This window comes from Streptomyces sp. NPDC052012 (assembly GCF_040689265.1).
Classification (GTDB): Bacteria; Actinomycetota; Actinomycetes; order Streptomycetales; family Streptomycetaceae; genus Streptomyces.
Genome location: NZ_JBFAXA010000005.1, coordinates 190,986 through 214,350, shown reverse-complemented (window position 1 = coordinate 214,350; position 23,365 = coordinate 190,986). Strand labels below are relative to the sequence as shown.

The window sequence follows — 23,365 nt, the reverse complement described above, 5'->3', positions numbered from 1 at the left end:
GCGTGCGGTCACCGTCCGGTGCCGCGCGCCGCACACCTCGGATCCCCCCATCAGACACCCGCGTCATCAGACACCCGCGAGAAGGACGCTCATGGACACCTCAGGTCTGCCGCTCGTGGTCGACGACTCCCCGGAATGGGGCAGCAAACGGCTCGACCTCGACGCCTACCTCGCCCGCATCGGCTACCAAGGGCCCCGCGACACCTCCCTCGCGGCGCTCCGCGCCCTCCACCGCGCCCACCGGGACTCCGTCTGCTTCGAGAACGTCGACATCGCCCTGGGCCGCACGGTCTCCATCGACATCGACGCCGTCCAGCACAAGATCGTCCAGGCCGGCCGCGGCGGATACTGCTACGAGACCAACCTGCTGTTCGCGGCAGCGCTGGACCGCTTCGGCTTCCCGGTCACCCGGCTCCTGGTCCGCATCCGCGAGGGCAGCAGCAAGCGCCGGTTCCGCTCCCACACGGCCCTGCTGGTCCGGGCGGACGACTCCGTGTGGCTGGCCGACCCCGGCTACGGCTACGCCGCGCTCATCGAACCCCTCGCCCTCCAGCCCGGAGCGGAGAGCACCGTCGCCGGCTGGTCGTGGCGGCTGGCCGTCGAGGACGGGCACTGGCTGCTCCAGTACCGGCGGCCCGAGGGCTGGTTCGACATCTACGCCTTCCGCACGGAACCCCAGTACGCCGTCGACTTCGAGGCCGCCCACTGGGTCAGCTCCACCCGCCCCGGCTCGCCCTTCGTCGGACAGCTCGTCGTCCAGCGGGCCACCGACGACGAGCGGTACCGGCTCAAGAACAACGAGCTGATGACCGAGTACCGCGGCGGCGAGCAACGCGTGAGCGTCCTCACCCCCGACGAGACCGTGGAGGTCGTGCGCACCACCTTCGGGCTTCCGCTCACCGACGAGGAGACGCGCCTGCTCCGTGACTTCCTCGCCGCCCGGCGGTGACGGCCCGGCCCCCGCACGCCGACTCCCCGCCTCGCACGGTGTGCGCCTGAGGCGGGGAGTTCCGTTCTCCGTCCGGTCAGGCCCTCGCCCGGTCCAGGGCCAGCGCCGCCACGACGGCCGTCACGACGTCTTCCGGGGCGAGCCCGCTGGTGTCGACCACCACGCGGGCGACCTCGGCGTACAGCGGACGGCGCGCCTCCATCAGCGTGCGCCACTCCCGGCGCGGATCAGCGGCGGCCAGCAGCGGGCGCGCCGTGTCCCGCCCGATCCGCCGGATCGCCTCGGCGTCGTCCACGTCGAGGAAGACCACCGGCAGCCCGGTCAGCAACGCCCGCGTCCGCGGAGCGAGGACGGCGCCGCCGCCGAGCGCGAGGACGCCCTCGTGCTCGGTGAGCGCGGTGTGCACGGCCCGCTTCTCGATCGCGCGGAAGGCGGGCTCGCCCTCGTCCACGAAGATGTCGGCGATGCTGCGGCCCTCGGCGGCGACGATGTCGTCGTCGGTGTCCCGGTAGCCGACACCCAGCCGGTCGGCCAGGAGCTGTCCGACGGTGGACTTGCCCACGCCCATCGGGCCGACCAGCACGATCAGCGGCCCGCTCATCGGATGGCCAGGTGGTCGAGGTACGACCGCACGTTGCGGCGGGTCTCGGTGACGCTGTCGCCGCCGAACTTCTCCGCCACCGCGTCCGCCAGGACCAGGGCGACCATGGCCTCGGCGACGATGCCGGCGGCCGGGACCGCGGAGACGTCGGAACGCTGGTGGTGGGCCTGCGTCGCCTCACCGGTGGTGACGTCGACGGTCTTGAGCGCCCTCGGCACCGTGGCGATCGGCTTCATCGCCGCCCGGACCCGCAGCAGTTCACCGGTGGACAGGCCGCCCTCGGTGCCGCCGGAGCGGCCGGAGACGCGCCGGATGCCCTCGGGCGTGTTCACGATCTCGTCGTGCGCCTTGGATCCGGGCACGCGGGCCAGCTGGAAGCCGTCACCGACCTCGACGCCCTTGATGGCCTGGATGCCCATGAGCGCGCCGGCCAGGCGGGCGTCCAGCTTGCGGTCCCAGTGCACGTGCGAGCCGAGACCCACGGGCACACCGTAGGCCAGCACCTCGACCACGCCACCGAGGGTGTCGCCGTCCTTGTGCGCCTGGTCGACCTCCGCGACCATCGCCTTCGAGGCGTCCGCGTCCAGGCAGCGCAGCGGGTCGGCGTCCAGCTTCTCGACGTCGGCCGGCGTCGGGTACACGCCCTGCGGGGCCTTCACCGAGCACAGCTCGACGACGTGGCTGACGATCTCGACACCGGCCGTCTCCTTGAGGTACGACCGCGCCACCGCCCCCAGGGCGACCCGGGCGGCGGTCTCCCGGGCGGAGGCCCGCTCCAGTACCGGGCGGGCCTCGTCGAAGCCGTACTTCTGCATGCCGGCGAGGTCGGCGTGGCCGGGGCGGGGGCGGGTCAGTGGCGCGTTGCGCGCGAGGCCGGCCAGGATCTCCGGGTCCACCGGGTCGGCCGCCATGACCTGTTCCCACTTGGGCCACTCGGTGTTGCCCACCATGATCGCGACCGGGGAGCCGAGGGTGAGGCCGTGCCGGACACCGCCGAGGAAGGTCACCTCGTCGCGCTCGAACTTCATCCGGGCACCGCGCCCATAGCCCAGCCGCCGCCTCGCGAGATGGTCCGCCACCATGTCCGTGGTGATCGGCACGCCGGCGGGAAGGCCCTCCAGCGTCGCGACGAGTGCGGGACCGTGGGACTCACCCGCGGTCAGCCAGCGCAACCTGCTCAACGGTGCCGTACTCCTTTCCCAACTCCTTTCCCATCGCACCGGGAAGGATCTCCTTGATCAGGCCGCCGACGATGCGGACGCCGTCCTGGCTGAGCACCGACTCGGCGTGGAACTGCGTCGACGCGAAGTGCGGTCCGCGCAGCGCGTGCACCTCACCCGTGTCCGGGTCGCGGCTGACCTCGACGACGCCCACGCCCTCGCAGTCGACCTTGTCCTCCTGGCTGCGGGCGGCGAACGTGTTGTAGAAGCCGACCCGTTCCCGGGCGCCGAACAGGTCGATCTCCCTCTGCACGCCCTGATTGGGGACCGTCCGGCGGACCAGGGGGAAGTCGAGCAGCGTGCAGAGCGTCTGGTGGCTCAGGCAGACGGCGAGGAACGGGCGCCGCTCGTCGAGCAGGGTGCGCACGGCGTTCCGCAGGTGGGCGATCTTGGGGTGGCCCGTGTCGCGGGGGTCGCCCGGTCCGGGGCCCATCACGACGAGGTCGTGGCCGTCCAGGGAGTACGGTTCGTCGTACCGGCGGACCGTCACCCGCAGCCCCATCGACCGCAGTTGGTGGTCGAGCATCGAGGTGAAGGTGTCCTCGGCGTCCACGACCAGTACCCGGCGGCCGATCAGCGCCGGATCGGGGCGCGAGCCCTGCCCGTTCCCGGCCAGCCAGAAGCCGGCGAGGGTGGCGTTGCGCCGTTCCAGGGCCGCGCGGACCCGCGGATGACCAGCGAAGCGGGAGGGCCCGTCGGACTCGACGGCCGCGAGCAGCCCCGCCGCCTTCGCCGCGGTCTCGGCGACCTCGCTCGCCGGGTCGGAGTGCCGCACGAGCGTGGCGCCGACGCCGATCCGCAGCCGTCCGGTGGCGTCGATGTCGGCGGTGCGGATCAGGATGGAGGAGTCCAGGGCGCGCTCGCCGTGCTCGTCGCGGCCGATCAGCGCGACGACGCCGCTGTAGTAGCCGCGGCCCTCCGGCTCGTAACGGCTGATGACCCGGCAGGCGTTCTCCAGCGGGCTGCCGGTGACGGTCGGGGCGAAGAGCGTCTCTCGCAGGATGTCGCGGGGGTCCCGCGTGCTGCGTCCCTCGATGAAGTACTCGGTGTGCGCGACGCGGGCCATCTCCTTGAGGTGCGGCCCCACCACCCGGCCGCCCGACTCGCAGATCCGGGCCATCATCTTCAGTTCCTCGTCGACGACCATGTACAGCTCGTCCGCCTCCTTGCGGTCGGCGAGGAAGTCCAGCACCTGCGGCAGGGTCGGGCCCGTGGCCGGGTAGCGGTAGGTGCCGCTGATGGGGTTCATCACGGCCGTGCCCGCACGCAGGCTGATGTGCCGTTCGGGGGTCGCGCCGACCAGGGTGCGGGAGCCGGTGTGCACCAGGAACGTCCAGTGGGCGCCGGTCTCGCGGTGCAGCAGGCGCCGGAAGACCGCCAGGGCGTGGTGCGGCGTGTAGCCGGTGATGTCGGCCGTGTAGGTGCGCTTGATGACGAAGTTGGAGCCCTCCCCGGTGCCGATCTCGTCCGTGACGACCCGGCGGACGATGTCGGCGTACTCCTCGTCCGGGACGTCGAAGCGGCCGCCGGACAGGGTGACGGGCAGGTCGGGGATCCGGGCCAGTACCTCGGCGACGGGCACGGTGGCCTGACCGGTGACGGTCACCGCGAGCAGCGGCGCCCCGTCGTCGGGGGTGGCGAACCCGCGCTCGGCGATCTGCCGGTAGGGCACGAGGGCCAGGACCTCGTGGCGCGGGCCGTCACCCGTCTCCGGCGAGTCGGGCAGGGGCAGTTCGGCGAGGGTGCGCGGTTCGGTCGCCTCGCCGACGACGACGTCCAGGACACCCGGGCCCGTCGTCCCGGGTCGGTGCAGCAGGGCGTAGGCGGCCGGGGGCCGTGCGCCGAGGATCCGGCCGAGCAGGTCGTCGCTCGGGGTGCCGGTCATGCCAGGACCTCCTTGGTGGTGACGACGACGGCGCAGCGCTGCGCCGCGTACTCCAGGGCCAGCCGGTGGTGGTACTGCGAGAAGTCGGCCACCGCGTCGGCCACCAGGAACGGCTGGATGTCGTGGGTGAACGCCTCGACGGCGGTCATCAGCACACCCACGTGCGCGTACACCCCGCACAGCACGAGCTGGTCGCGGCCGGCGGCCCGCATCCGCTGCAGCAGGTCGGAGCGGAAGAAGGCGCTGTAGCGCCACTTCGTGAGCTGCCAGTCGCCCGCGGCCGGGGCCAGTTCGTCGACGACCTGCCGGTCGGCGGGGGCGGTGCGCATGCCCGGGCCCCAGAAGTCCCTCAGCAGGCCGCGCTGCTCGTCGGTCATGCCGCCGGGCTGCGCCGTGTACGCCACCGGCACGCCGAGCCCGGCGCAGTGCTCGCGGACCAGCCGGGTGTTGCGCACGAGTTCCTCGCGCAGGTCCTGGGGGAGGGGCCGCAGGAAGTAGCGCTGCATGTCATGGACCAGCAGGACCGCGCGGCCCGGGTCGATCGACCAGTGGGCGACGTTGCCGGGCAGATCGCCCGCGGTCGGCATCGGGTAGGGGGAGATCTCGGGTATGCCTGCCATGGACTTCTTCTCCTGGTCGCCTGACGTCGGTCGGGGAGCGGCACTAGGCGCCGAGGGCGGCGCCGCCGTCGACGGTGAGTGCGTGCAGGGTGATGTGGGAGGCCTCGTCGGACAGCAGGAAGGCGACGGCGCCCGCGATGTCCGAGGGGCGGGCCAGCTTGCCCAGCGGGATGCCCACCCGGAAGGCGTCCAGCCGTCCTTCGACCGTGTGCCTCGGGCCGGACTCGTCGTGCCACATGGACGTGAGCATCGGGGTGATGGTGGAGCCCGGCGCCACCACGTTGCAGCGGATGCCGTCCCGGGCGACCTCCAGGCCCAGGCTCTTGGTGAACATCGTCGCCGCCGCCTTGGACGCGGCGTAGGCGGCCATCTGCACCCGCGGGGTGGCGGCGGCGTTGGACGCGACGGTGACGATCGCGCCGCGCCGGCGCGGCAGCATGCGGTTGACGACGGCCCGCGACATCAGGAAGACGCCGGTGGCATTGACGGCGAACGTCGTCGTCCAGTCCTCGTCGGTGAGGTTGCGCACGTGACCGAGCCGCAGCACACCGGCGCCGTTGACCAGGTACTCCAGCGGGCCGAGGCGCGTCTCGGCCTCCTCGACCACCGCTTCGACGTCCGTGCCGCTGGTGATGTCGGCGGGGAGGGCCTGTGCCTCCAGGCCGTCCGCGCGCAGCTTGTCCACCACCCGCCACAAGCGGTCGGCGTCCCGGTCCACGGCTGCCACCACCGCACCGCGTTCGCCGAGGGCGCGGGCCACCGCCTCGCCGATGCCGCCCGCCGCTCCGGTGACGAGTGCCACCTTCCCGTCCATCGTCAGGACCTCCTCATCTGCGTGTCTGCCTGCCGGCCGCGCGTGTGCCGATCAGGGTGGGTGGGCCGAGGTGTCATCCGAGCCAGGCCGAGGCCACGGCGACGGCCTGGCCCGGGTTGAGGCGCGGATCGCAGTAGGACGTGTACTTGTCCGCCACGTGATCGACGCAGGAGTCGTTGGCGACGCACTCGGTGACGTCGTCCGGGGTGGTCTCCAGGTGCAGCCCGCCGACGAGGCCGCCCTCGGAGCGGACGGCCTCCTGGAACTCCCGGATCTCCCGCTCGATCGTCTCCACGAAGCGCGTCTTGAGGCCGCCCGGCAGGGTGACGGTGTTGCCGTGCATGGCGTCGGTCAGCCAGATCACCGGGTGTCCTTCCTCGCGCGCCGCGGCGACGAGCTTCGGCAGCCGGTCGCCGACGACGGCCGCCCCCATGCGGGCGATGAGCGTCAGGCGGCCCTTCTCCCGCTGCGGGTCGAGGCGTTCGCACAGCCCGAGGAGTTCGTCCCGCGTCACCTTCGGCCCGATCTTGCAGGCGACCGGGTTGGCGACGCGGGACAGCAGGGCCACATGGGCGCCGTCGAGCTGGCGGGTTCGCTCGCCGATCCAGGGCCAGTGCGTGGAGGTGAGGACGAGCCGGCCCCGCTCGTCCCGGCGGACCATGGGGAGTTCGTAGTCGAGGATCAGGGCCTCGTGGCTGGTCCACACGGGCGGCTCCAGCCAGAGTCGCCGTACGGCGTCCCGCCAGCCGAGGTGGGTCATGATCTCGCGGGCCGCCTGGTAGCAGGCCAGGATGCGCTGGGGCTCCGGGCGCCGGCTCTCGGGGTCGGGCTCCGGGCCGTTGACCATGTGGCCCCGGTAGGACGGCAGTTCCACGTCCCCCACCCGTTCGGTGGGGCTCGAGCGGGGCTTGCCGAACTGGCCCGCGATGCGGCCCACCCGGATCACCGGCTTGTGGGTGATCATCTTCAGTGCACCGACCAGCAGGTCCAGCACGGCGGTCTTGCGGGCGACGTACCCGGGCGTGCACTCGGCGGGGTCCTCGGCGCAGTCGCCGGACTGGACGACGAGAGCCTCTCCGGAGGCGACCCGGGCCAGCAGCGAACGCAGGGTGTCGACGTCCCTCGCGTCGACGAGCGCCGGCCGGCGGGCCAGCGTGTCCCTGACCTGCCGCACCCGCGCCGCATCACCCCACTCGGGTTGCTGCCTGGCCGGTTTGTCCTGGATGTCGAGCAGAGCCTCATCCACTGGTGTCTCCTTTGGCGAAGGGCATGACTCCGGTGCGCCGTCGCCGGAGCACGGGAACCCCGTGACGTGCGCAGCCGTGCGGGTCTCGAACATGGGGCGGCGAGGTCGGCACGCTGTCGCGAACCCGGGGCCGTCGGCCACGGGGAACGTCGCGCGAGAAGCGCCGCCGCGGCTCCGCGCGGGTGGTGCCGATCCACGCGCCCCGAAAGTGCGACGACCGCCGGATTGTCCGGCGCGGATAAGAGGCCCGACGCCGGATACCTCGTGAGAACGCGCGGACGACAATTGCCCGCTTCGAGGTACCGCTTCGGCGTCGGCGACGGCGCGGAATGGCGCCCGCGCAAGATGCGTTACCGGATCCGGTACGACGCTTTCCCGTTCATCCGGCACAGGCGGTGGGCAGAGAAACGGAAACGACGGTCACAGGTCCGTTCATGGCCCTATTACGCCGTGGAGTCGAGGATGCGTTCGAGTGGCGTTCCGGGCGGATCCCCGGCCGGGCGGGACGGGAAAAACAGGCCGTTCGCCCTGGTGGAGCACTCCCGGACGTCCTCCGGCGGGTCGGTTGCGGACATTTCCGGTGGAGGGGACGCCGAAGACGGCGGTGTGGGTCATGCACGTGGTGCTCCCTCGGCAGACGGAGTGGCCGTGCCGGACCTCCGGCCGGCTGTTCGCCCCCGATCCTGGGTCGGGAGTGCGGATTTGCCCAATGGCGATCGACGCACTTCGTCAAATAGCCGCTACTTCATCAAGTCGAAGTGCGAACCACTTTGCGCCAATGTGACACATCACCCGTAGTTCATCTCCGGTACATGCGAATAACCTCGATGCTGACGCTTGAACTGGCGACTGACGCACCGAGGAGTGACGATCCGTCATGTCGGACCCGCTGGGGCAACCGGGCGTGCTGGAGCTGGACGAACTGGTCGCGGAGGGTGTCTCCCCCTGGCTGGACGGACTCAGCCGCGGCCACCTGGCCTCCGGATGCCTGGCCCGTCTCGTCGCGCGCACGGGCGTCCGGGGCGCCACGTCGGACCCGGCCGCCCTGGCCGCGGCGGTCGAGACAGACGACTCCTACCGCGCACAGCTCGCCGACCTGTCCTCCGACGACATCTGCGCCGGCGACGCGGTGCGGGCGGTGTTCGCCCACGACGTGCGCTGGGCCTGTGACGAACTCCGGTCGGTGTACCGGGCCACGCGTGGACTGGACGGCCTGGTGTCGATGGATCTGGACCCGCGGCTCGCCCACGACGCCGAGTCGGCCGTCGCGGAGGCGGAACGGGTGCTGCGCGCGGTGAACCGGCCGAACGCGATGGTCAAGCTCCCGGCCACCACCGAGGGGATCCCCGCGATCAGGGAGTGCATCGGCGAGGGCATCCCGGTCCACGTCACCGCGGTCTTCTCCGCGTCACGCTACCGCCAGATCCTCGACGCCTACGGGGAGGGCCTCCAGCGGGCCCTGGCCGACGGCCGACGGCTCTCCGCGCTCTCCTCGGTGGTCTCACTGCCCGTGGGCCTGCTGGACGCCGAGGTCGACGCGCGACTGGAGGAACTGGGCACCCCGGACGCCCTGGCCCTGCGCGGCGAGGCCGCCGTGGCACGCGCCCGCCACTTCTACCGGATGTACGACGACTGGTTCGGCGGCGCCCATTGGCGCGCCCTGGCCGCCGCGGGGGGCCATCCGCAACGACTGATGTGGACGGCCACCACCGTGGCGGACCCGTCGTCGTCCCCCACCCGGTACGTGGAACGGCTCGTCACCTGGGGCACGATCAGCACGATGACGCTCCCCACCCTGGAGGCCGCCGCCCGCCGCCTCACGCTGAGCGGCGACACGCTCATGGGACGGCACTGCGCGGCCCATGAGGTGTGGAGCCGACTGGAGCGCCTGGGCATCGACGGCGAAGAGATCGCCCGGAAGCTGGAGACGGAGAGCGTGAAACGGCTGGCCGCCGCGTGGGGCGATCTGTACGCGGCGGTGGACGCCGGGCGGCACACGGCTCACCGGGCGAAGTCGTCCAGGCGGCGAGGGTGCACCGGGGAGTCCAGGGAGAAGCCCTTGTCGACCTGCTGACGTGCCGGGATGCCGGGCTGCCGGGGCGGCGGTGCGGATCGCGGCCGGGCGGCGCCCACGCCGCTATGGGTGATTTTATGATGAATGCCCCTAATGTCCTTGATGGTGCTTGATGCACTGCCTAACGTTCGCCGGGTGAGCACCGTCGCGGGATCCGAGACCCGCGCCGCCTTCCCGGAAGCGAGGTGTGGAGCGCGTGCACGCGAGGTGCGGACGTCCCCGGAGGCCGCTACGGATGCCGGCGCTGGTCGCGCTGACCCTGCTGGCCTCGGCACTCGCGGCCTGCGGCGGCGAGGAGGACACCGGCCGGCCCACCCTCAACTGGTACAACTTCCCCGACGACTCCGGCGCCCTGCAGAAGGCCGCCGACCGGTGCAGTCGGGCCTCCGGCGGCCGGTACCGCATCAGCTACAACAAACTGCCCCGCGCCGCCGACGGCCAGCGCCAGCAGATGGTGCGCCGCCTCGCCGCCGAGGACGACTCCATGGACATCCTGGGCCTGGACGTCACCTGGGCCGCCGAGTTCGCCGAGGCCCGCTGGATCAGGGAGTGGACCGGCGAGATGAAGCGCCGGGCCACCGACGGCACCCTGCGGGTGCCGCTGCAGACGGCCACCTGGAAGGGCAGGCTGTACGCGGTCCCGTACAACACCAACACCCAGCTGCTGTGGTACCGCAAGGACCTGGTGCCCACCCCGCCGAAGACCTGGTCCGAGATGGTGGACATGTCCCGCGAGCTGGCCCGGCAGCGCAAACCGCACTACGTGGAGATCCAGGGCGCCCAGTACGAGGGCCTCACCGTCTGGTTCAACACGCTCGTCAACAGCGCCGGCGGCTCCATCCTCGATGCCGGTGCCACCGAGCCCTCGCTCGGGCCCCCCGCGGTCCGTGCCGCCGCCATCATGCGGGACCTCGCGAACTCCCCGGCCGCCGACCCCTCCCTGCCCAACCAGATGGAGGACCAGAACCGCCTCGCCATGGAGTCCGGGGTGGCGGCGTTCGAGCTCAACTACCCGTTCGTCTATCCGTCGATGAAGGCGAACAACCCGAAGCTGTTCGAGAACTTCCGCTGGGCGCCCTACCCGCGCGTCGACGCGGGCCGCCCCGCCCGGCCGACCATCGGCGGCATCGACCTCGCCGTCAGCACCTACTCCCGCCACCCGGACCTGGCCTTCGAGGCCGCGCTGTGCCTGCGCAACCGGGAGAACCAGCTGACCAACGCGCTCGAGGGCGGCCTGCCGCCGACGCTGCGCGCCCTGTACGACGAACCGGCGTTCATGAAGGAGTACCCCTTCTCCAAAGAGGTGCTGGCCGCGCTGGAGTCGGCGAGCGTACGGCCGCTGACCCCCGCCTACCAGAACGTGTCGATCGCCGTCTCCCACACGCTGTCCCCGCCCTCCGAGATCGACCCGGAGAGCTCCGTCGCGACCATCAGGGACCAGATCGACAAGGCCCTGCGATCCGAGGGTGTGATCCCGTGACCGACCGCCCACCGCGCGGCAAGGCGCTCTCGGCCGGTGCCCGGCAGGAACGGCGCCTCGGCTGGCTGCTGTGCGCACCGGCCGTCATCGTCATGCTCGCCGTGACCGCCTACCCCATCGGATACGCCGTCTACCTCTCCCTCCAGCGCTACGACCTGCGCTTCCCGGCACGGGCCGAGTTCGTGGGCCTCGGCAACTACGGGGCGGTGCTCTCCTCGCCGTTCTGGTGGGACGCCTTCTGGGTCACGCTGCTCATCACCGCCGTGTCCGTCGCCATCGAACTCGTCCTCGGCATGGGCCTCGCCCTGGTGATGCACCGCACCCTCTTCTGGCGCGGCACCGTACGCACCGCCGTCCTCATCCCGTACGGCATCGTCACCGTCGTCGCCGCCTTCTCCTGGCAGTACGCCTGGACCCCCGAACTCGGCTACCTCGCCGAGCTGCTGCCCCAGGGAGACGCCCCGCTCACCGAACAGTGGCCCGCGCTGTGGCTGATCATCCTCGCCGAGGTGTGGAAGACCACCCCCTTCATGGCGCTGCTGCTGCTCGCCGGGCTCGCCCTGGTGCCGGAGGAGACCCTGAAGGCGGCCATGGTGGACGGCGCCACCGCCTGGCAGCGGTTCACCCGGATCATGCTCCCGCTGATGAAGCCGGCCATCCTCGTGGCCCTGCTGTTCCGCACCCTGGACGCGTTCCGGATCTTCGACAACATCTACGTCCTCACCGCGGGCGCCCAGGGCACCGGCTCCCTGTCGATCCTCGGCTACGACAACCTGTTCACCGCGCTGAACCTCGGCATCGGGTCGGCGATCTCGGTCCTGATCTTCCTCTGCGTCGGGATCATCGCCTTCACCTTCGTCAAACTGTTCGGCGCCGCGGCACCCGGTGCGGAGGTGAAGCGCTGATGGCCGCCGTAGGCAGGACCCACGCCACCCGGTGGGGCGTCGTCAACGTCGTGGTGGTGCTGTACGCCCTGTTCCCGGTGTGGTGGATCGCCGCGCTGTCGTTCAAGGACCCGAGCACCCTCACCGACGGCAACTACATCCCACGGGACTGGACCTGGGAGAACTACCGGGGCATCTTCGAGACGGCCGAGTTCACCCGCGCCCTGATCAACTCCATCGGCATCGCCCTGATCGCCACCGTGATCGCGGTCGCCCTCGGCACCATGGCCGCCTACGCCGTGGCGCGGCTGCGGTTCCCCGGCAAGCAGGTGCTGATCGGCATGTCGCTGCTCATCGCGATGTTCCCGCCGATCTCCCTGGTGTCGCCGCTGTTCAACATCGAGCGCATCATCGGGATCTTCGACACCTGGGTCGGCCTGATCATCCCGTACATGACCTTCTCGCTGCCGCTGGCGATCTACACCCTCTCGGCGTTCTTCCGGGAGATCCCCTGGGACCTCGAGAAGGCCGCCAAGGTCGACGGGGCGACGCCCGCGCAGGCGTTCCGGCTGGTCATCGTGCCGCTGGCGGCGCCGGGCGTGTTCACCACCGCCATCCTCGTGTTCATCTTCTGCTGGAACGACTTCCTGTTCGCGATCTCGCTGACCTCCACGGAGTCCGCGCGGACGGTGCCCGCCGCGATCGCGTTCTTCACCGGCAGCTCGCAGTTCCAGCAGCCCACCGGGTCGATCGCCGCAGCCGCCGTGGTGATCACCATCCCGATCATCGTGTTCGTCCTGCTCTTCCAGCGGCGGATCGTCGCCGGGCTCACGTCCGGCGCGGTCAAGGGATGAGTCCGAAGGCAAGGAGGCACCACCCATGGCCGAGATCGTCCTCGAGGGAGTCAGCAAGCGTTACCCCGACGGGTCCCTCGCCGTGCAGGGCGTGGACCTGGAGATCGCCGACGGCGAGTTCGTGATCCTCGTCGGCCCGTCGGGCTGCGGCAAGTCCACCACCCTGAACATGATCGCCGGTCTTGAGGACATCACCGAGGGCACCCTGAGCATCGGCGGCCGGGTCGTCAACGACCTCGCCCCCAAGGAACGCGACGTCGCCATGGTGTTCCAGAGCTACGCCCTGTACCCGCACATGAGCGTGCGCGAGAACATGGGCTTCCCGCTGCGGCTGGCCAAGGTCGACAAGGCGACCATCGACGCGAAGGTCGAGGAGGCCGCCCGGATCCTCGACCTCGGCGAGTGCCTGGACCGCAAGCCCGCCAACCTCTCCGGCGGCCAGCGCCAGCGGGTCGCCATGGGCCGCGCCATCGTCCGCGACCCCAAGGCGTTCCTGATGGACGAGCCACTGTCCAACCTGGACGCCAAGCTGCGCGTGCAGATGCGCACCCAGATCTCCCGGCTGCAACGGCGCCTCGGCACCACCACCGTGTACGTCACGCACGACCAGACCGAGGCGATGACCCTCGGGGACCGGGTCGTCGTCATGCGGCAGGGCGTGGTGCAGCAGGTCGGCACCCCCGCCGAGCTGTACGACACCCCGCGCAACCTGTTCGTCGCCGGCTTCATCGGCTCCCCGGCGATGAACTTCGTCCACGCCACCCTGGAGGAAGGCGTGCTGCGCTCACCCCTGGGCGAGCTGCCGCTGCCGGACGCCGCCCGGCAGGCGCTTCAGCGGCAGAACGCACCCCGTGAGGTCATCCTCGGGCTGCGCCCCGAGGCCTTCGAGGACGCCGCCCTGGCCCGGGAGACGGGCGGCGCCACCGTCACCGCGACCGTGGAGGTGCTGGAGTCGCTGGGCTCCGACGCCTACGTCTACTTCAGCGCCGAGGGAGGGCCGGTGACCACCGCGGAACTGGAGGAACTGGCCACCGACTCGGGCGTGCGCGACACCGGCGCCGGGGCGGCGCAGCAGATCGTGGCCCGCCTGAACGCCGCCACCCGGGCCCGCGAGGGCGCACCCGTCGAGCTCAGGGTCGACATGGCCAAGGCGCACGTGTTCCACCCGGAGACCGGCGCGAACCTCACCCACCCGGAGCGCACGGGCGGCTGAGCGGCACGCGGGCGCCGTCAGATCGCGCAGCCCGCGTGCGCCAGCGCCTGCTTCAGCAGCACCCCGTGCCCGCCCGGCATCTCGCTCTGCACCGCCTCCGACACGGCCTCCTGCGGGCTGAACCACACCAGGTCCAGCGCGTCCTGCCGGGGCCGGCAGTCACCGGTCACCGGCACGATGTAGGCCAGCGACACCGCGTGCTGACGCGGGTCGTGATACGGGGTGACACCCAGCGTGGGGAAGTACTCCGCGACCGTGAACGGCTGGAGCGAGGCCGGGACGCGGGGCAGCGCCACCGGGCCGAGGTCCTTCTCCAGATGGCGCAGCAGGGCGTCGCGGACCCGCTCGTGGTGCAGGACCCGGCCGGAGACCAGGGTCCGGCTGACCGTCCCGTCGGGCCCGATGCGCAGCAGCAGGCCGACGCTGGTGACTTCGCCGCTGTCGTCGACACGCACCGGCACGGCCTCGACGTACAGGATCGGCATGCGGGCGCGGGCCGACTCCAGCTCGTCGGAGGACAGCCAGCCGGGCGTGGTCTCGGTCATGTCAGACATTGCTTGATCATACTTTCGACGGTTCAGGAGTCAGGGTTTCACGCCCACCGCGCCGTACTGCGGCACCACGACGGCGGAATCGGACGCCGCGCGCCACCGCGAGCACGACACCAGGCCCGGCTCGACCAGCTCCAGACCGTCGAAGAACGCGGCGATCTCCGCGCCGCTGCGGGCCGTGATCGGCGGCGTGGCGTTCTTGTTCCAGAACTCCATGGCCGGGACCTGGAGTTCACCGCCGACCTCGGGGTCGAAGGTCGGGTGGGTGAGCACCAGGTGGCTGCCGGAGGGCACCGCGGCCATGACCCGGCGCACGATGTCGCGGGCCTCGCCGGTGTCGAGGACGAAGTTGAGGATGCCCAGCATCATCACCGCGACCGGACGGTCGAGGTCGAGGGTGCCGGCGGCCCGCCGGAGGATCGCGTCGGGGTCGTGGACGTCCGCGTCGATGTAGTCGGTGACGCCGTCGCGGGTGCCGGTGAGCAGGGTGCGGGCGTGCACCAGCACGATCGGATCGTTGTCGACGTAGACGATCCGGGCGTCGGGCGCGATCCGCTGGGCGATCTCGTGGGTGTTCTCCGCGGTGGGCAGACCGGTGCCGATGTCGAGGAACTGCCGCATCCCGCGCTCTTCGGCCAGGAACGTCACCGCCCGGCCCAGGAACTCCCGGTCCGCCCGGGCGATGTCCCGGATGATCGGGTTGATCGACGCGACGTGGTCGCCGACCTGCTGGTCGACCTCGTAGTTGTCCTTGCCGCCGATCCAGTAGTTCCACACGCGGGCGTTGTGCGCCACACCGGTGTTCAGCCTGGCCGACCCGCTCGGCGGGGTGTGGCTCTCACTCACGTCTCTTCCTCTCCCTCGCCCGTACGACCGCGACCGGCCGCCGCGGCCATTGTGCCGCGCGGTGATCACGATGTCCCGGGAACGGGGGAGCGGCAGCCGTGCGGGAGGCAGGGGGAACCGCTACTGCTCGGCCCGTGCCAGGACGTCCTCGGCCACGTCCTTGTCGGTGGCCGCACGCACCAACGCCGCGGCGAGGACCGCCGGTTCGGTGCCGCCGGCCGTCTCGAGCAGCCGGCCGGGATCCTTGGGGAGCTTCAGCCGCTCCGCGCCCTGCAGCGCCTTGGCGTCCAGCAGGGGCGCGGTCTCCGGCCAGACGCGCTGCACCTCGCGCAGGAAGATGTCGGCCCCGGCCGGGCCGAGACCGGGGAACTCCTGAAGGAGCCGCCGCAGTTCGTCCGTCCTGCCGTCGGCCTCCTCGCGCAGCCGGCGCAGGTCCCCGCCCCAGCGTTCGGTCAGCAGCTCGGCGGCGTCGCCCAGTTGGGTCGCCGTCCGTTCGTCGTAGCGCCGGTAGCCGCCGCGGCCGAGCGCGTCCACCCGCTCCTGCCAGTCGGCGTCCGCCATCCGGCGGGGATCGCGCAGCCCCGCCTCGTGCAGGGCACGGGCGGTGGCCACGGCGATCGAGGCGCGGATGCGGGCACTGAGCAGATGCGCCAGCACCAGCAGCCGGTACAGCGGCTGCGGGGTGTCCTTCAGCCGGATGCCCGCCTCCTGCGCGTACGTCTGCCCGTGCGCGCCGACGAGTTCGCGGACGACCCGCTCGTCCCGGCCGCTCATGCTCATGCCTTGAGCGGATCGTGGCCGAGCGACATCAGCCGGTGCCGGCGGTCGGTGTCCTCGGCGGCGGGCTCGTTCTCCAGATCCGTCTGCGCGGTGACCGTGTCCACGACCTCCCGCATCACGCGCAGGTCGTCCTCGGTGAGATCGGTGCGCCGCTTCTGCAGGATGGCGAGGACATGCTGTCCGGTGGCGTCGCCCGCCTGGTCCGGCAGCGGTTCCGTGCGCTCGCCGGCGTCGGACACCCGCAGCCAGGCCGCGAGCTCGGCCGACGTCATGTTCACCACGCGGTGGAAGTCCTCCCACAGCGCGTCGAGTTCGAGGGCGTCACTCATCAGGGCCCCTTACGTACGTATGTGCGTGCTGTCGCGGTCAGGACTCGCCCGGGACGTTCTCCGCCTCGAACATCCACCGCTGCTTCTCCAGCTCCGCCGTGATGGTGATCAGCAGGTCCTGGGTGACCAGATCCGCCTTCTCGGTGGCGTCGATGCGCTCCCGCAGCCGGGCTGTCGCCGTTCCGAGGGCCTCGGTCATCACCCGCACGGCCTCCGTGTCGCGCAGCCAGCCCTCCTTCGGGGCGGGCAGGGAGAACACCTTGGCGACGGTCTCGGGACGGCCGTCCGGCGGCACGCCGAGCGCCGCGGCCCGCTCCGCCACCGTGTCGGCGTGGGTCCGCGCGGCCGAGACGACCTCGTCCAGCTGGAAGTGGATCGAACGGAACCGCGGGCCCACGACGTTCCAGTGGGCCTGCTTGCCGATCAGCGAGAGACCGAGAAGATCCACCAGGGTGTCCTGGAGCGCCTCGCAGGAAACCCGGCGGGCTTCGTCGGGCAGGGGGCTCCGCACAACAGTCATGGGTCACTGCTCCTTCCGTAGGGATCCGAGGCTGTGCGGGTGCCCCTGCCCGTCCGCCACAAACCCGGCCCGCTGCCACCGAGGAGCGGCTCAGCCTGCGAGAACGTCGTCCAGGAAGCGGGTCAGCGCGTCGAACGCCTCCGCCCGGCACGTCTCGTTGAACACCTCGTGCCGGGCACCCGGGAACACCCGCTCGGTCAGCCGGCCGCCGCTCAGCGGTTCGACGCCGGCGCGGCTGCCGGGCAGCGGCACCAGGCGGTCGTCGTCGCCGTGCAGCCACAGCAGCGGCAGGGCGCCGACGTCGCCGCCCTTCGCCACCGAGCGAAGCGTCCGGTCGAACGCCTCCACCGTCGGCCGCTTCATCGGCCCGTGCCAGACCAGCGGATCGGCCGCGTAGGCCGCGCCGACCGCCGGGTCGCGGGAGAGCGCCGCCGGGCTGATGGGGGTGTCGGGGATCTCGTCCAAGGCGAGCAGCCGGCCCGGCAGCTCCCAGTCGCCGATCACCGGGGCCGACAGCACGAGGGCGGCGAGCGTCCCGCCGTACCGCTGGGCGTAGCGGGCCGCGATCAGGCCGCCCATGGAGTGGCCGATCAGGACCAGCGGCAGGGCGGGGTGGGCCTCGCGCAGACGCCGGGCGACGGTGTGCACGTCGGTGACCACGTCCTCGAAGTCCTCGATCAGCACCCGCTCACCCGCCGACCTCCCGTGCCCCATGTGGTCGGGCCCGGCCACCAGCGCCCCGTGCCGCACGAGGACCTCGGCGAGTCCCTCGTAGCGGCCGATGTGCTCGCCGTATCCGTGCACGACCAGCGCGAGGTACCGGGGGCTGGTGCCGGACCACTCGCGCACGGCGAGCGCGCCGCGGGTTCCCGTGAGGTGGTACGCGCGGGTGTCGGGCATGGATCCTCCAGATCGTCCGGGAGAAGCCGGTCACGTCCTGCGGATCTTCCCAGGTGGCCGCCGCGAGGTCTATAGTTCGAAACTAGCGGTGCTAATTTAGAGAGCCACCGGACACGACACAGCAAGCACAGCAACAGCACAGCCCTCTGCTTCCGTCAGGAGTCCTCCTCGTGCGTCCCGTCCACTTCGCGGCCGCCCGCCGCACCCCCATCGGCAAACTGCGCGGAGCCCTCTCCCCGGTGCGGCCCGACGACCTCGCGGCCGCCGTCATCCGGGGCCTGATCGCCGAGGTGCCCGCGCTGGATCCGGCCCGCGTGGACGACGTCTACTGGGGCGCCGCCAACCAGGCCGGTGAGGACAACCGCAACGTGGCCCGCATGGCGGCGCTGCTCGCCGGGCTCCCCGAGTCCGTGCCCGGCGCCACCGTGAACCGGCTGTGCGCCTCCGGCCTCGAGGCCGTCACCACCGCCGCCCGCACCATCGCGGCGGGCGAGGCCGACATCGTGATCGCGGGCGGCTCCGAGTCGATGAGCCGCGCCCCGTTCGTCCTGCCGCGCCCCGACGAGGCCCTGCCGCACCGCATGGAGACCGCCGACACCCGTCTCGGCTGGCGGCTGGTCAACCCCGCGATGAAGGACCTCCACGGCGTGCTGTCCATGGGCGAGACGGCCGAGGAGGTCGCGACGCGCTACGGCATCTCGCGCGAGCGCCAGGACGAGTTCGCGCTGCGCAGCCACCAGCGCGCGGCCGACGCCCGCAAGAACGGCCACTTCGACGACGAGCTGCTGTCCGTCGAACGCCCCGACGGCGTCGTCGTGGACGCCGACGAGTGCATCCGCGAGGACACCTCCCTGGAGAAGCTGGCCCGGCTGAAGCCGGTGTTCCGCCAGGGCGGTTCCGTCACGGCGGGCAACGCCTCCCCGATGAACGACGGTGCGGCCGGACTGATCCTGGTCAGCGAGGAGGCCCTGAACGAGCTCGGCCTGGAGTCCCTCGGCCGCTACGTCGCCGGCGCTTCCGCGGGCGTCCACCCCGACGTCATGGGCATCGGCCCCGTCCCCGCCACCCGCAAGGCGCTGGCCCGCGCCGACTGGGCCGTCGGCGACATCCAGGAGGCCGAGTTCAACGAGGCGTTCGCCGCGCAGGCGCTGGCCTGCGTGGACGAGCTGGGGATCGACCCCGAGCTGGTCAACCCGACCGGTGGCGCGATCGCCCTCGGCCACCCCCTCGGATGCTCCGGCGCGCGCATCCTGACGACCCTGCTGCACCGGATGCGGCGCACGGGGGCGTCACGGGGGCTGGCGACGATGTGCGTCGGCGTGGGGCAGGGGAGCGCGGTGCTGGTGGAGCGGCACTAGCTTCGGGAGGCGTTGCCGAGACGCTTCTTTCAAGGACCGGTTGTCAGGACATAGCATCGGTCCCCGCATGGATACGATCACGCAGCTCACCGGGTGGGAGTTCGCCGCGCTGGCTTTCGCGGCGCTGCTCGTCGGGTTCTCCAAGACCGCCGTCAGCGGGGCCAACACCGTCAGCCTCGCCATCTTCGCCGCGGTGCTGCCCGCCCGCGCCTCCACCGGGGTGCTGCTGCCCATCCTGATCGCCGGTGACGTGCTCGCCGTGCTCACCTACCGCCGGCACGCCCACTGGCCCACGCTGTGGCGGCTGTTCCCGGCCGTCGCGGCGGGTGTCGTCGTCGGCACCGTCTTCCTGATGTGGGCCGACGACCAGGTCGTCCGCAGGTCGATCGGCGCCATTCTGCTGCTGATGGCCGGAGTGACGGTGTGGCGGCGGCGCCGGGCGGAGGCCGAGGAGGAGCCGGACGCGGTCGCCAGCCGCGCCGGCCGGGCCAAGGCCCGCTCCTACGGCGTCCTCGGCGGATTCACCACCATGGTCGCCAACGCGGGCGGCCCGGTGATGTCGATGTACCTGCTCTCCGCGGGCTTCCGGAAGCTGGGCTTCCTCGGAACGTCGGCCTTCTTCTTCCTGATCGTCAACACGTCCAAGCTGCCGTTCAGCGCGGGACTGGGACTGATCGACGCCGGGTCGCTGCTGCTCGACGCCGCGCTGGTGCTGTTCGTGGTGCCCGGCGCGCTGATCGGGAAATGGGCCGTGGACCGGATCAACCAGCGGCTGTTCGAGCAGCTGGTGATCGCGGCGACGGTGCTGGGCGCAGTGCAGTTGCTGCTGCGCTGAGCCGGCCCCGTCAGCCGATCCGTTCCGTCGGCTCGGTCGGCTCCGCGGCCTGAGCCGGTTCGGTGTGCGCAGCGTCCCGGTGCCGCCGATGCGGCGCGGCCGTGCGGCCGACCGTCGCCGCCAGCTTGCGCAGCCGCCGCCAGTCCAGACGCGGCACGGCGCGGGTGACACCGGGCCGCTTGCGCGGCACACGGACCCGCAGCGCGCCCGGCGCGGTACGGCACACGACCGGCGACGGCAGGACGAGCGCCTCCCCGTCCAGACCGACCTCGATCTCCGGGCGGTCCGCCTCGATGACGACCTCCGGAGCGGTCAGGTTGGTGAGCCCGCCCGGCTCGGGACCCAGCAGCAGCACGGCGAAGTCCACGGCGCCCTCCAGCTTGACGCCCAGGACGCCGAGCACACCGGCGTCGAGCCGTTCCCGCCGGCCCAGCCCGAAGGGGTCGTCGGTGCGGTACGGGTTGTTGCTGACCAGTACCGCCTGCGGAGCGGTGATCACCGTGTCACCCGCGCGAGCCGTGAGCCGGGGCCCCTCCCGGCCGGTGAGCAGGCCGGGCAGCAGCTCCAGGCTGGTGCCGATCTTGTCGTCGCGGTAGGCCGGACTCTGCACGAGCGCCGCGTACGCGCCGAAGGAGGCGTTGTTGACGAACGGCCGGTCGGCGGCGAAACCCAGGTCCACGCGCAGCTCCACCCCGTCGGTGAGCGCGTCGAGGCAGGCGGCGGGGTCGCTTCGGTCCAGCCCCAGGTCCAGCGCGAAGTGGTTGCGGGTTCCCGCGCTGATGACGAGGAACGGCAGGTCGTGCTCGGCGGCCACGGCGGCGACCAGCGCCTGGGTGCCGTCGCCTCCGGCGGCGCCCAGCAGATCCGCACCCTCCGCCACGGCGGTCCGCGCCAGCTCGGTGACGTCGTCCCGCTCCGGGTCGAAGAGCACGACCCGCGCACCCAGCCGTTCGGCCTTCTCCCGCAGCCCGAAGCGGTCCACCTTGCCGCCGCCCGACCGCGGATTCATGATCAGCACCGGCCGCCTGGGCGGCGGCGCGCGCCGCTCCCGTTCCCGCAGGGCGTCGCCCGTGCCCCGGAGCGCGAACCGGCCGCTGCCCACCGCCAGGCCCCACAGCGCCAGCGACACCAGCAGGGCCCAGAACAAGGTGGCGGCGAACAGCGCGACGACGGCGGCCGGCACGCAGACGGCGATCAGCGCCGCAAGCCACCTGACCGGCCCGCGCAGGGTCAGCGTCCACCACACCGCGGCCGCGCTCAGGGCCAGCCCGGCGGCACCGCACAGCAGCAGCAACAGGCCGCGCCATCCTCCGTACACCAACGGCACCAGCACCGCGGCGGTGGCCGCGGCCAGCGCCGCCCGCGCGGCCCAGCGCTGCACACGGTAGGCCCGCCTGCTCAGGTCCACGGCCATGACTCCTCCAGTCGCCGGCGCCATCGTAGGTCGTACCGGCTCCGGGCCGCGGCACAGTTCCGGCTGCTGATCACGCCGCCCGGCAGCGGTTTCCGCGTCCGCCCGCCGAGGCACACCGCGCGTATGCCCAGCGGTCACGCGGCATGCACCGCCGGGCATGCGAGATGCGCCGCGGTGCGCTTCCGGCGGCGGTTCGCACACGCACCCCGGCCGGCCCCCGCGCAGGCCCGCCCCATACGCTCGGCCCCATGTCCCCCCACGTCCTGATCCTCGGTGGCACCACCGAGGCGCGTGAGCTCGCCGCCGAGCTGGCCTCCCGCCCCGGTACCAAGGTCACCACCTCGCTCGCGGGGCGCGTGACACGGCCGGGCGAGGTCGCGGGTGAGGTGCGTGTCGGCGGCTTCGGCGGAGCCCAGGGGCTCGCCGACTGGCTGCGCGCCCAGGGCGTGTGCGCGGTGGTCGACGCCACGCATCCCTTCGCCGAGCAGATCACGGGCAACGCGGCACGGGCCGCCGACCTGACCGGGCTGCCCCTGGTGGTGCTGCGCCGACCGGGCTGGCGGCCCGGCCCGGGGGACGTATGGCACCCCGTCCCCTCCCTGGACGCCGCCGCCGACCTGCTGCCCCGGCTGGGGCGCCGGGTGTTCCTCACGACGGGCCGGCTGGGGCTCGCCGCCTTCGCCCACCTGACGGAACTCCACTTCGTCGTACGGTCGGTGGAGCCCCCCGAGCCGCCCGTGCCGCCGCACGCGCACGCCCTGCTGGCCCGCGGCCCCTTCACCCTCGCAGACGAGACCGCCCTGCTCCGCGACCACGGCATCGACGTCCTGGTCACCAAGGACAGCGGCGGATCCGCGACGTCTCCGAAACTCACCGCCGCCCGGGCACTCGGGCTGCCGGTCGTGCTGGTCCGCCGCCCGCCCCTGCCGCGGGGGGTGTGCGCCGTGCCGGACGTGGCGACGGCCCTGGACCGGCTGCGCGCGATCCTGCCGGGGTGACCCCGCCTACTCGTCCGCCACCCGGCGCCGCAGCAGATAGGTGTCCATGATCCAGCCCTTGCGCTCGCGGGCCTCGGCCCGCAGCCGCTCGATGCGCGGAGCGGCCTCCGCGAGGGGACCGGAGACGAGGATCTCGTCCGGTGTGCCGATGTACGCGCCCCAGTAGATGTCGACGTCCTCGTCGGCGTACTGCCGGAAGGTCTGGTGGGCGTCCAGCATCACCACCACGTCGTCCACGCCGTCCGGGAAGCCCTCGGCGAGCCGGCGGCCCGTGGTGATCTGCACCGGGCGCGCGACGCGGTTGAGCCCCGTGCGGTGCCGGGCGACCAGCGCCGAGACACTGCTGATGCCGGGCACGACGTCGTACGCGAAACCGACTCTGCCTCGCTCCAGCACCTCCTGGAGGATCCCCAGCGTGCTGTCGTACAGCGAGGGATCCCCCCAGACCAGGAACGCGCCGGTCTCGTCCTCGCCCAGCTCCTCGGCGATCAGCTTCTCGTAGATGTCCGCGCGGGCGCTGCGCCAGTCCCCGACGGCGGGGGAGTAGGCCGAGCCGCCGGCCGACCGGTCCCGCTCCGGGTCGCGCGCCTGGACGACGCGGTACGTGCCCTCCGGTACGTGCGCCTCCAGCATGTCCCGGCGCAGCCGGGTCAGATCCGCCTTCACCTCGCCCTTGTCGAGGATGAAGAACACGTCCGTGCTCCGCAGCGCCTTGACCGCCTGCAGGGTCAGCTGGTCGGGGTCGCCCGCGCCGATACCGATGACATGAATGGTTCGCACGCCCCGAGTCTGCCGCACGCCACTGCACCACGCGCACCGCGTCCGGGATGCCCGCGCGCACGGCGTCGGGTGATGCCTGCGCGGACCGCGTCGGGTGATGTCCTGCGCGCACGGCGTCGGGTGATGCCTGCGCGGACCGCGTCGGGTGATGTCCTGCGCGCACGGTGTCGGGTGATGCCTGCGCGGACCGTGTCGGGTGATGTCCTGCGCGCAC

23 protein-coding genes are annotated in these 23,365 nt (G+C 72.2%); 9 read left to right on the top strand and 14 right to left on the bottom strand.

Translation table 11 applies throughout. The features are described 5' to 3' along the window. Window positions 1–91 precede the first annotated feature (91 nt). Entirely contained in the window at window positions 92–949 is an 858-nt protein-coding gene (locus AB0412_RS12585; RefSeq protein WP_366402524.1) for an arylamine N-acetyltransferase, read from the top strand. 76 nt (window positions 950–1,025) lie between these two features. Here AB0412_RS12585 and AB0412_RS12580 read toward each other — a convergent pair whose 3' ends face one another. The 6 genes from AB0412_RS12580 to AB0412_RS12555 form a co-directional block, all read right to left on the bottom strand. Next, the gene (locus AB0412_RS12580; RefSeq protein ID WP_366402523.1) at window positions 1,026–1,550 is read right to left on the bottom strand and encodes a shikimate kinase; all 525 of its coding nucleotides are present in this window, start codon (window positions 1,548–1,550) and stop codon (window positions 1,026–1,028) included. After that, window positions 1,547–2,731 carry a chorismate synthase gene (gene aroC, locus AB0412_RS12575; RefSeq protein ID WP_366402522.1) on the bottom strand — a complete coding sequence of 395 codons (1,185 nt, stop codon included), beginning with the start codon at window positions 2,729–2,731 and terminating at the stop codon, window positions 1,547–1,549. Before aroC ends, AB0412_RS12580 begins: the two co-directional genes overlap by 4 nt. Then, a complete protein-coding gene (locus AB0412_RS12570; protein ID WP_366402521.1) occupies window positions 2,700–4,655 on the bottom strand; it encodes an anthranilate synthase family protein in 1,956 nt (651 codons plus the stop codon). The genes aroC and AB0412_RS12570 overlap by 32 nt, the downstream gene beginning before the upstream one ends. Beyond that, complete coding sequence (locus AB0412_RS12565; protein ID WP_366402520.1) at window positions 4,652–5,275, bottom strand: isochorismatase family protein; 624 nt, start codon at window positions 5,273–5,275, stop codon at window positions 4,652–4,654. Before AB0412_RS12565 ends, AB0412_RS12570 begins: the two co-directional genes overlap by 4 nt. Window positions 5,276–5,318: 43 nt before the next feature. Further along, window positions 5,319–6,089 carry a 2,3-dihydro-2,3-dihydroxybenzoate dehydrogenase gene (locus AB0412_RS12560; protein ID WP_366402519.1) on the bottom strand — a complete coding sequence of 257 codons (771 nt, stop codon included), beginning with the start codon at window positions 6,087–6,089 and terminating at the stop codon, window positions 5,319–5,321. A gap of 73 nt (window positions 6,090–6,162) precedes the next feature. Beyond that, window positions 6,163–7,335 (bottom strand): 3-deoxy-7-phosphoheptulonate synthase, encoded by a 1,173-nt coding sequence (locus AB0412_RS12555; RefSeq protein ID WP_366402518.1) that lies wholly within the window; start codon window positions 7,333–7,335, stop codon window positions 6,163–6,165. Between the two features lie 877 nt (window positions 7,336–8,212). Here AB0412_RS12555 and tal point away from each other — a divergent pair. The 5 genes from tal (at window position 8,213) to ugpC (ending at window position 13,840) form a co-directional block, all read left to right on the top strand. After that, window positions 8,213–9,409, top strand: coding sequence for a transaldolase (gene tal / locus AB0412_RS12550; RefSeq protein WP_366402517.1), 1,197 nt, complete (start codon window positions 8,213–8,215; stop codon window positions 9,407–9,409). A 235-nt stretch (window positions 9,410–9,644) separates the two neighbouring features. Beyond that, window positions 9,645–10,889 (top strand): ABC transporter substrate-binding protein, encoded by a 1,245-nt coding sequence (locus AB0412_RS12545; protein ID WP_366402516.1) that lies wholly within the window; start codon window positions 9,645–9,647, stop codon window positions 10,887–10,889. Next, window positions 10,886–11,794, top strand: coding sequence for a sugar ABC transporter permease (locus tag AB0412_RS12540; RefSeq protein ID WP_366402515.1), 909 nt, complete (start codon window positions 10,886–10,888; stop codon window positions 11,792–11,794). Before AB0412_RS12545 ends, AB0412_RS12540 begins: the two co-directional genes overlap by 4 nt. Beyond that, on the top strand, window positions 11,794–12,627 hold the full coding sequence (locus AB0412_RS12535) for a carbohydrate ABC transporter permease (RefSeq protein ID WP_366402514.1): 834 nt from the start codon (window positions 11,794–11,796) through the stop codon (window positions 12,625–12,627). The genes AB0412_RS12540 and AB0412_RS12535 overlap by 1 nt, the downstream gene beginning before the upstream one ends. Window positions 12,628–12,652: 25 nt before the next feature. Continuing rightward, complete coding sequence (ugpC, locus tag AB0412_RS12530) at window positions 12,653–13,840, top strand: sn-glycerol-3-phosphate ABC transporter ATP-binding protein UgpC (RefSeq protein ID WP_366402513.1); 1,188 nt, start codon at window positions 12,653–12,655, stop codon at window positions 13,838–13,840. A 17-nt stretch (window positions 13,841–13,857) separates the two neighbouring features. Here the strand turns inward: ugpC and AB0412_RS12525 are convergent, their stop codons facing one another. The 6 genes from AB0412_RS12525 to AB0412_RS12500 all read right to left on the bottom strand — a co-directional run bounded on the left by AB0412_RS12525 (window position 13,858) and on the right by AB0412_RS12500 (window position 17,766). Beyond that, window positions 13,858–14,385 carry an NUDIX hydrolase family protein gene (locus AB0412_RS12525; protein WP_260825005.1) on the bottom strand — a complete coding sequence of 176 codons (528 nt, stop codon included), beginning with the start codon at window positions 14,383–14,385 and terminating at the stop codon, window positions 13,858–13,860. 39 nt (window positions 14,386–14,424) lie between these two features. Then, window positions 14,425–15,237, bottom strand: a complete 813-nt coding sequence (locus AB0412_RS12520; protein ID WP_366402512.1) for an SAM-dependent methyltransferase — start codon at window positions 15,235–15,237, stop codon at window positions 14,425–14,427. A 120-nt stretch (window positions 15,238–15,357) separates the two neighbouring features. Further along, complete coding sequence (locus tag AB0412_RS12515) at window positions 15,358–16,011, bottom strand: endonuclease (RefSeq protein ID WP_366402677.1); 654 nt, start codon at window positions 16,009–16,011, stop codon at window positions 15,358–15,360. A gap of 2 nt (window positions 16,012–16,013) precedes the next feature. After that, entirely contained in the window at window positions 16,014–16,346 is a 333-nt protein-coding gene (locus AB0412_RS12510; RefSeq protein WP_366402511.1) for a DUF3140 domain-containing protein, read from the bottom strand. Between the two features lie 37 nt (window positions 16,347–16,383). Next, window positions 16,384–16,866, bottom strand: a complete 483-nt coding sequence (locus AB0412_RS12505) for a DNA starvation/stationary phase protection protein (RefSeq protein WP_366402510.1) — start codon at window positions 16,864–16,866, stop codon at window positions 16,384–16,386. A 90-nt stretch (window positions 16,867–16,956) separates the two neighbouring features. Next, entirely contained in the window at window positions 16,957–17,766 is an 810-nt protein-coding gene (locus tag AB0412_RS12500; protein ID WP_366402509.1) for a lysophospholipase, read from the bottom strand. 170 nt (window positions 17,767–17,936) lie between these two features. Here AB0412_RS12500 and AB0412_RS12495 point away from each other — a divergent pair, with 170 nt between their 5' ends. Both AB0412_RS12495 and AB0412_RS12490 read left to right on the top strand, forming a co-directional pair. Next, window positions 17,937–19,124: a thiolase family protein gene (locus AB0412_RS12495; RefSeq protein WP_366402508.1), complete on the top strand. Its 1,188-nt coding sequence runs from the start codon at window positions 17,937–17,939 to the stop codon at window positions 19,122–19,124. A gap of 67 nt (window positions 19,125–19,191) precedes the next feature. Next, window positions 19,192–19,959 carry a sulfite exporter TauE/SafE family protein gene (locus AB0412_RS12490; RefSeq protein ID WP_366402507.1) on the top strand — a complete coding sequence of 256 codons (768 nt, stop codon included), beginning with the start codon at window positions 19,192–19,194 and terminating at the stop codon, window positions 19,957–19,959. Window positions 19,960–19,969: 10 nt separating this feature from the next. Here AB0412_RS12490 and AB0412_RS12485 read toward each other — a convergent pair whose 3' ends face one another. Then, on the bottom strand, window positions 19,970–21,373 hold the full coding sequence (locus tag AB0412_RS12485) for a diacylglycerol kinase family protein (protein ID WP_366402506.1): 1,404 nt from the start codon (window positions 21,371–21,373) through the stop codon (window positions 19,970–19,972). 248 nt (window positions 21,374–21,621) lie between these two features. Between AB0412_RS12485 and AB0412_RS12480 the strand changes: the two genes are divergently transcribed. Continuing rightward, window positions 21,622–22,371, top strand: coding sequence for a cobalt-precorrin-6A reductase (locus AB0412_RS12480; protein ID WP_366402505.1), 750 nt, complete (start codon window positions 21,622–21,624; stop codon window positions 22,369–22,371). A 6-nt stretch (window positions 22,372–22,377) separates the two neighbouring features. On the opposite strand, the gene cobF is transcribed toward AB0412_RS12480, so the two are convergent. After that, window positions 22,378–23,151, bottom strand: coding sequence for a precorrin-6A synthase (deacetylating) (gene cobF / locus AB0412_RS12475; RefSeq protein ID WP_366402504.1), 774 nt, complete (start codon window positions 23,149–23,151; stop codon window positions 22,378–22,380). Window positions 23,152–23,365: the final 214 nt, after the last annotated feature.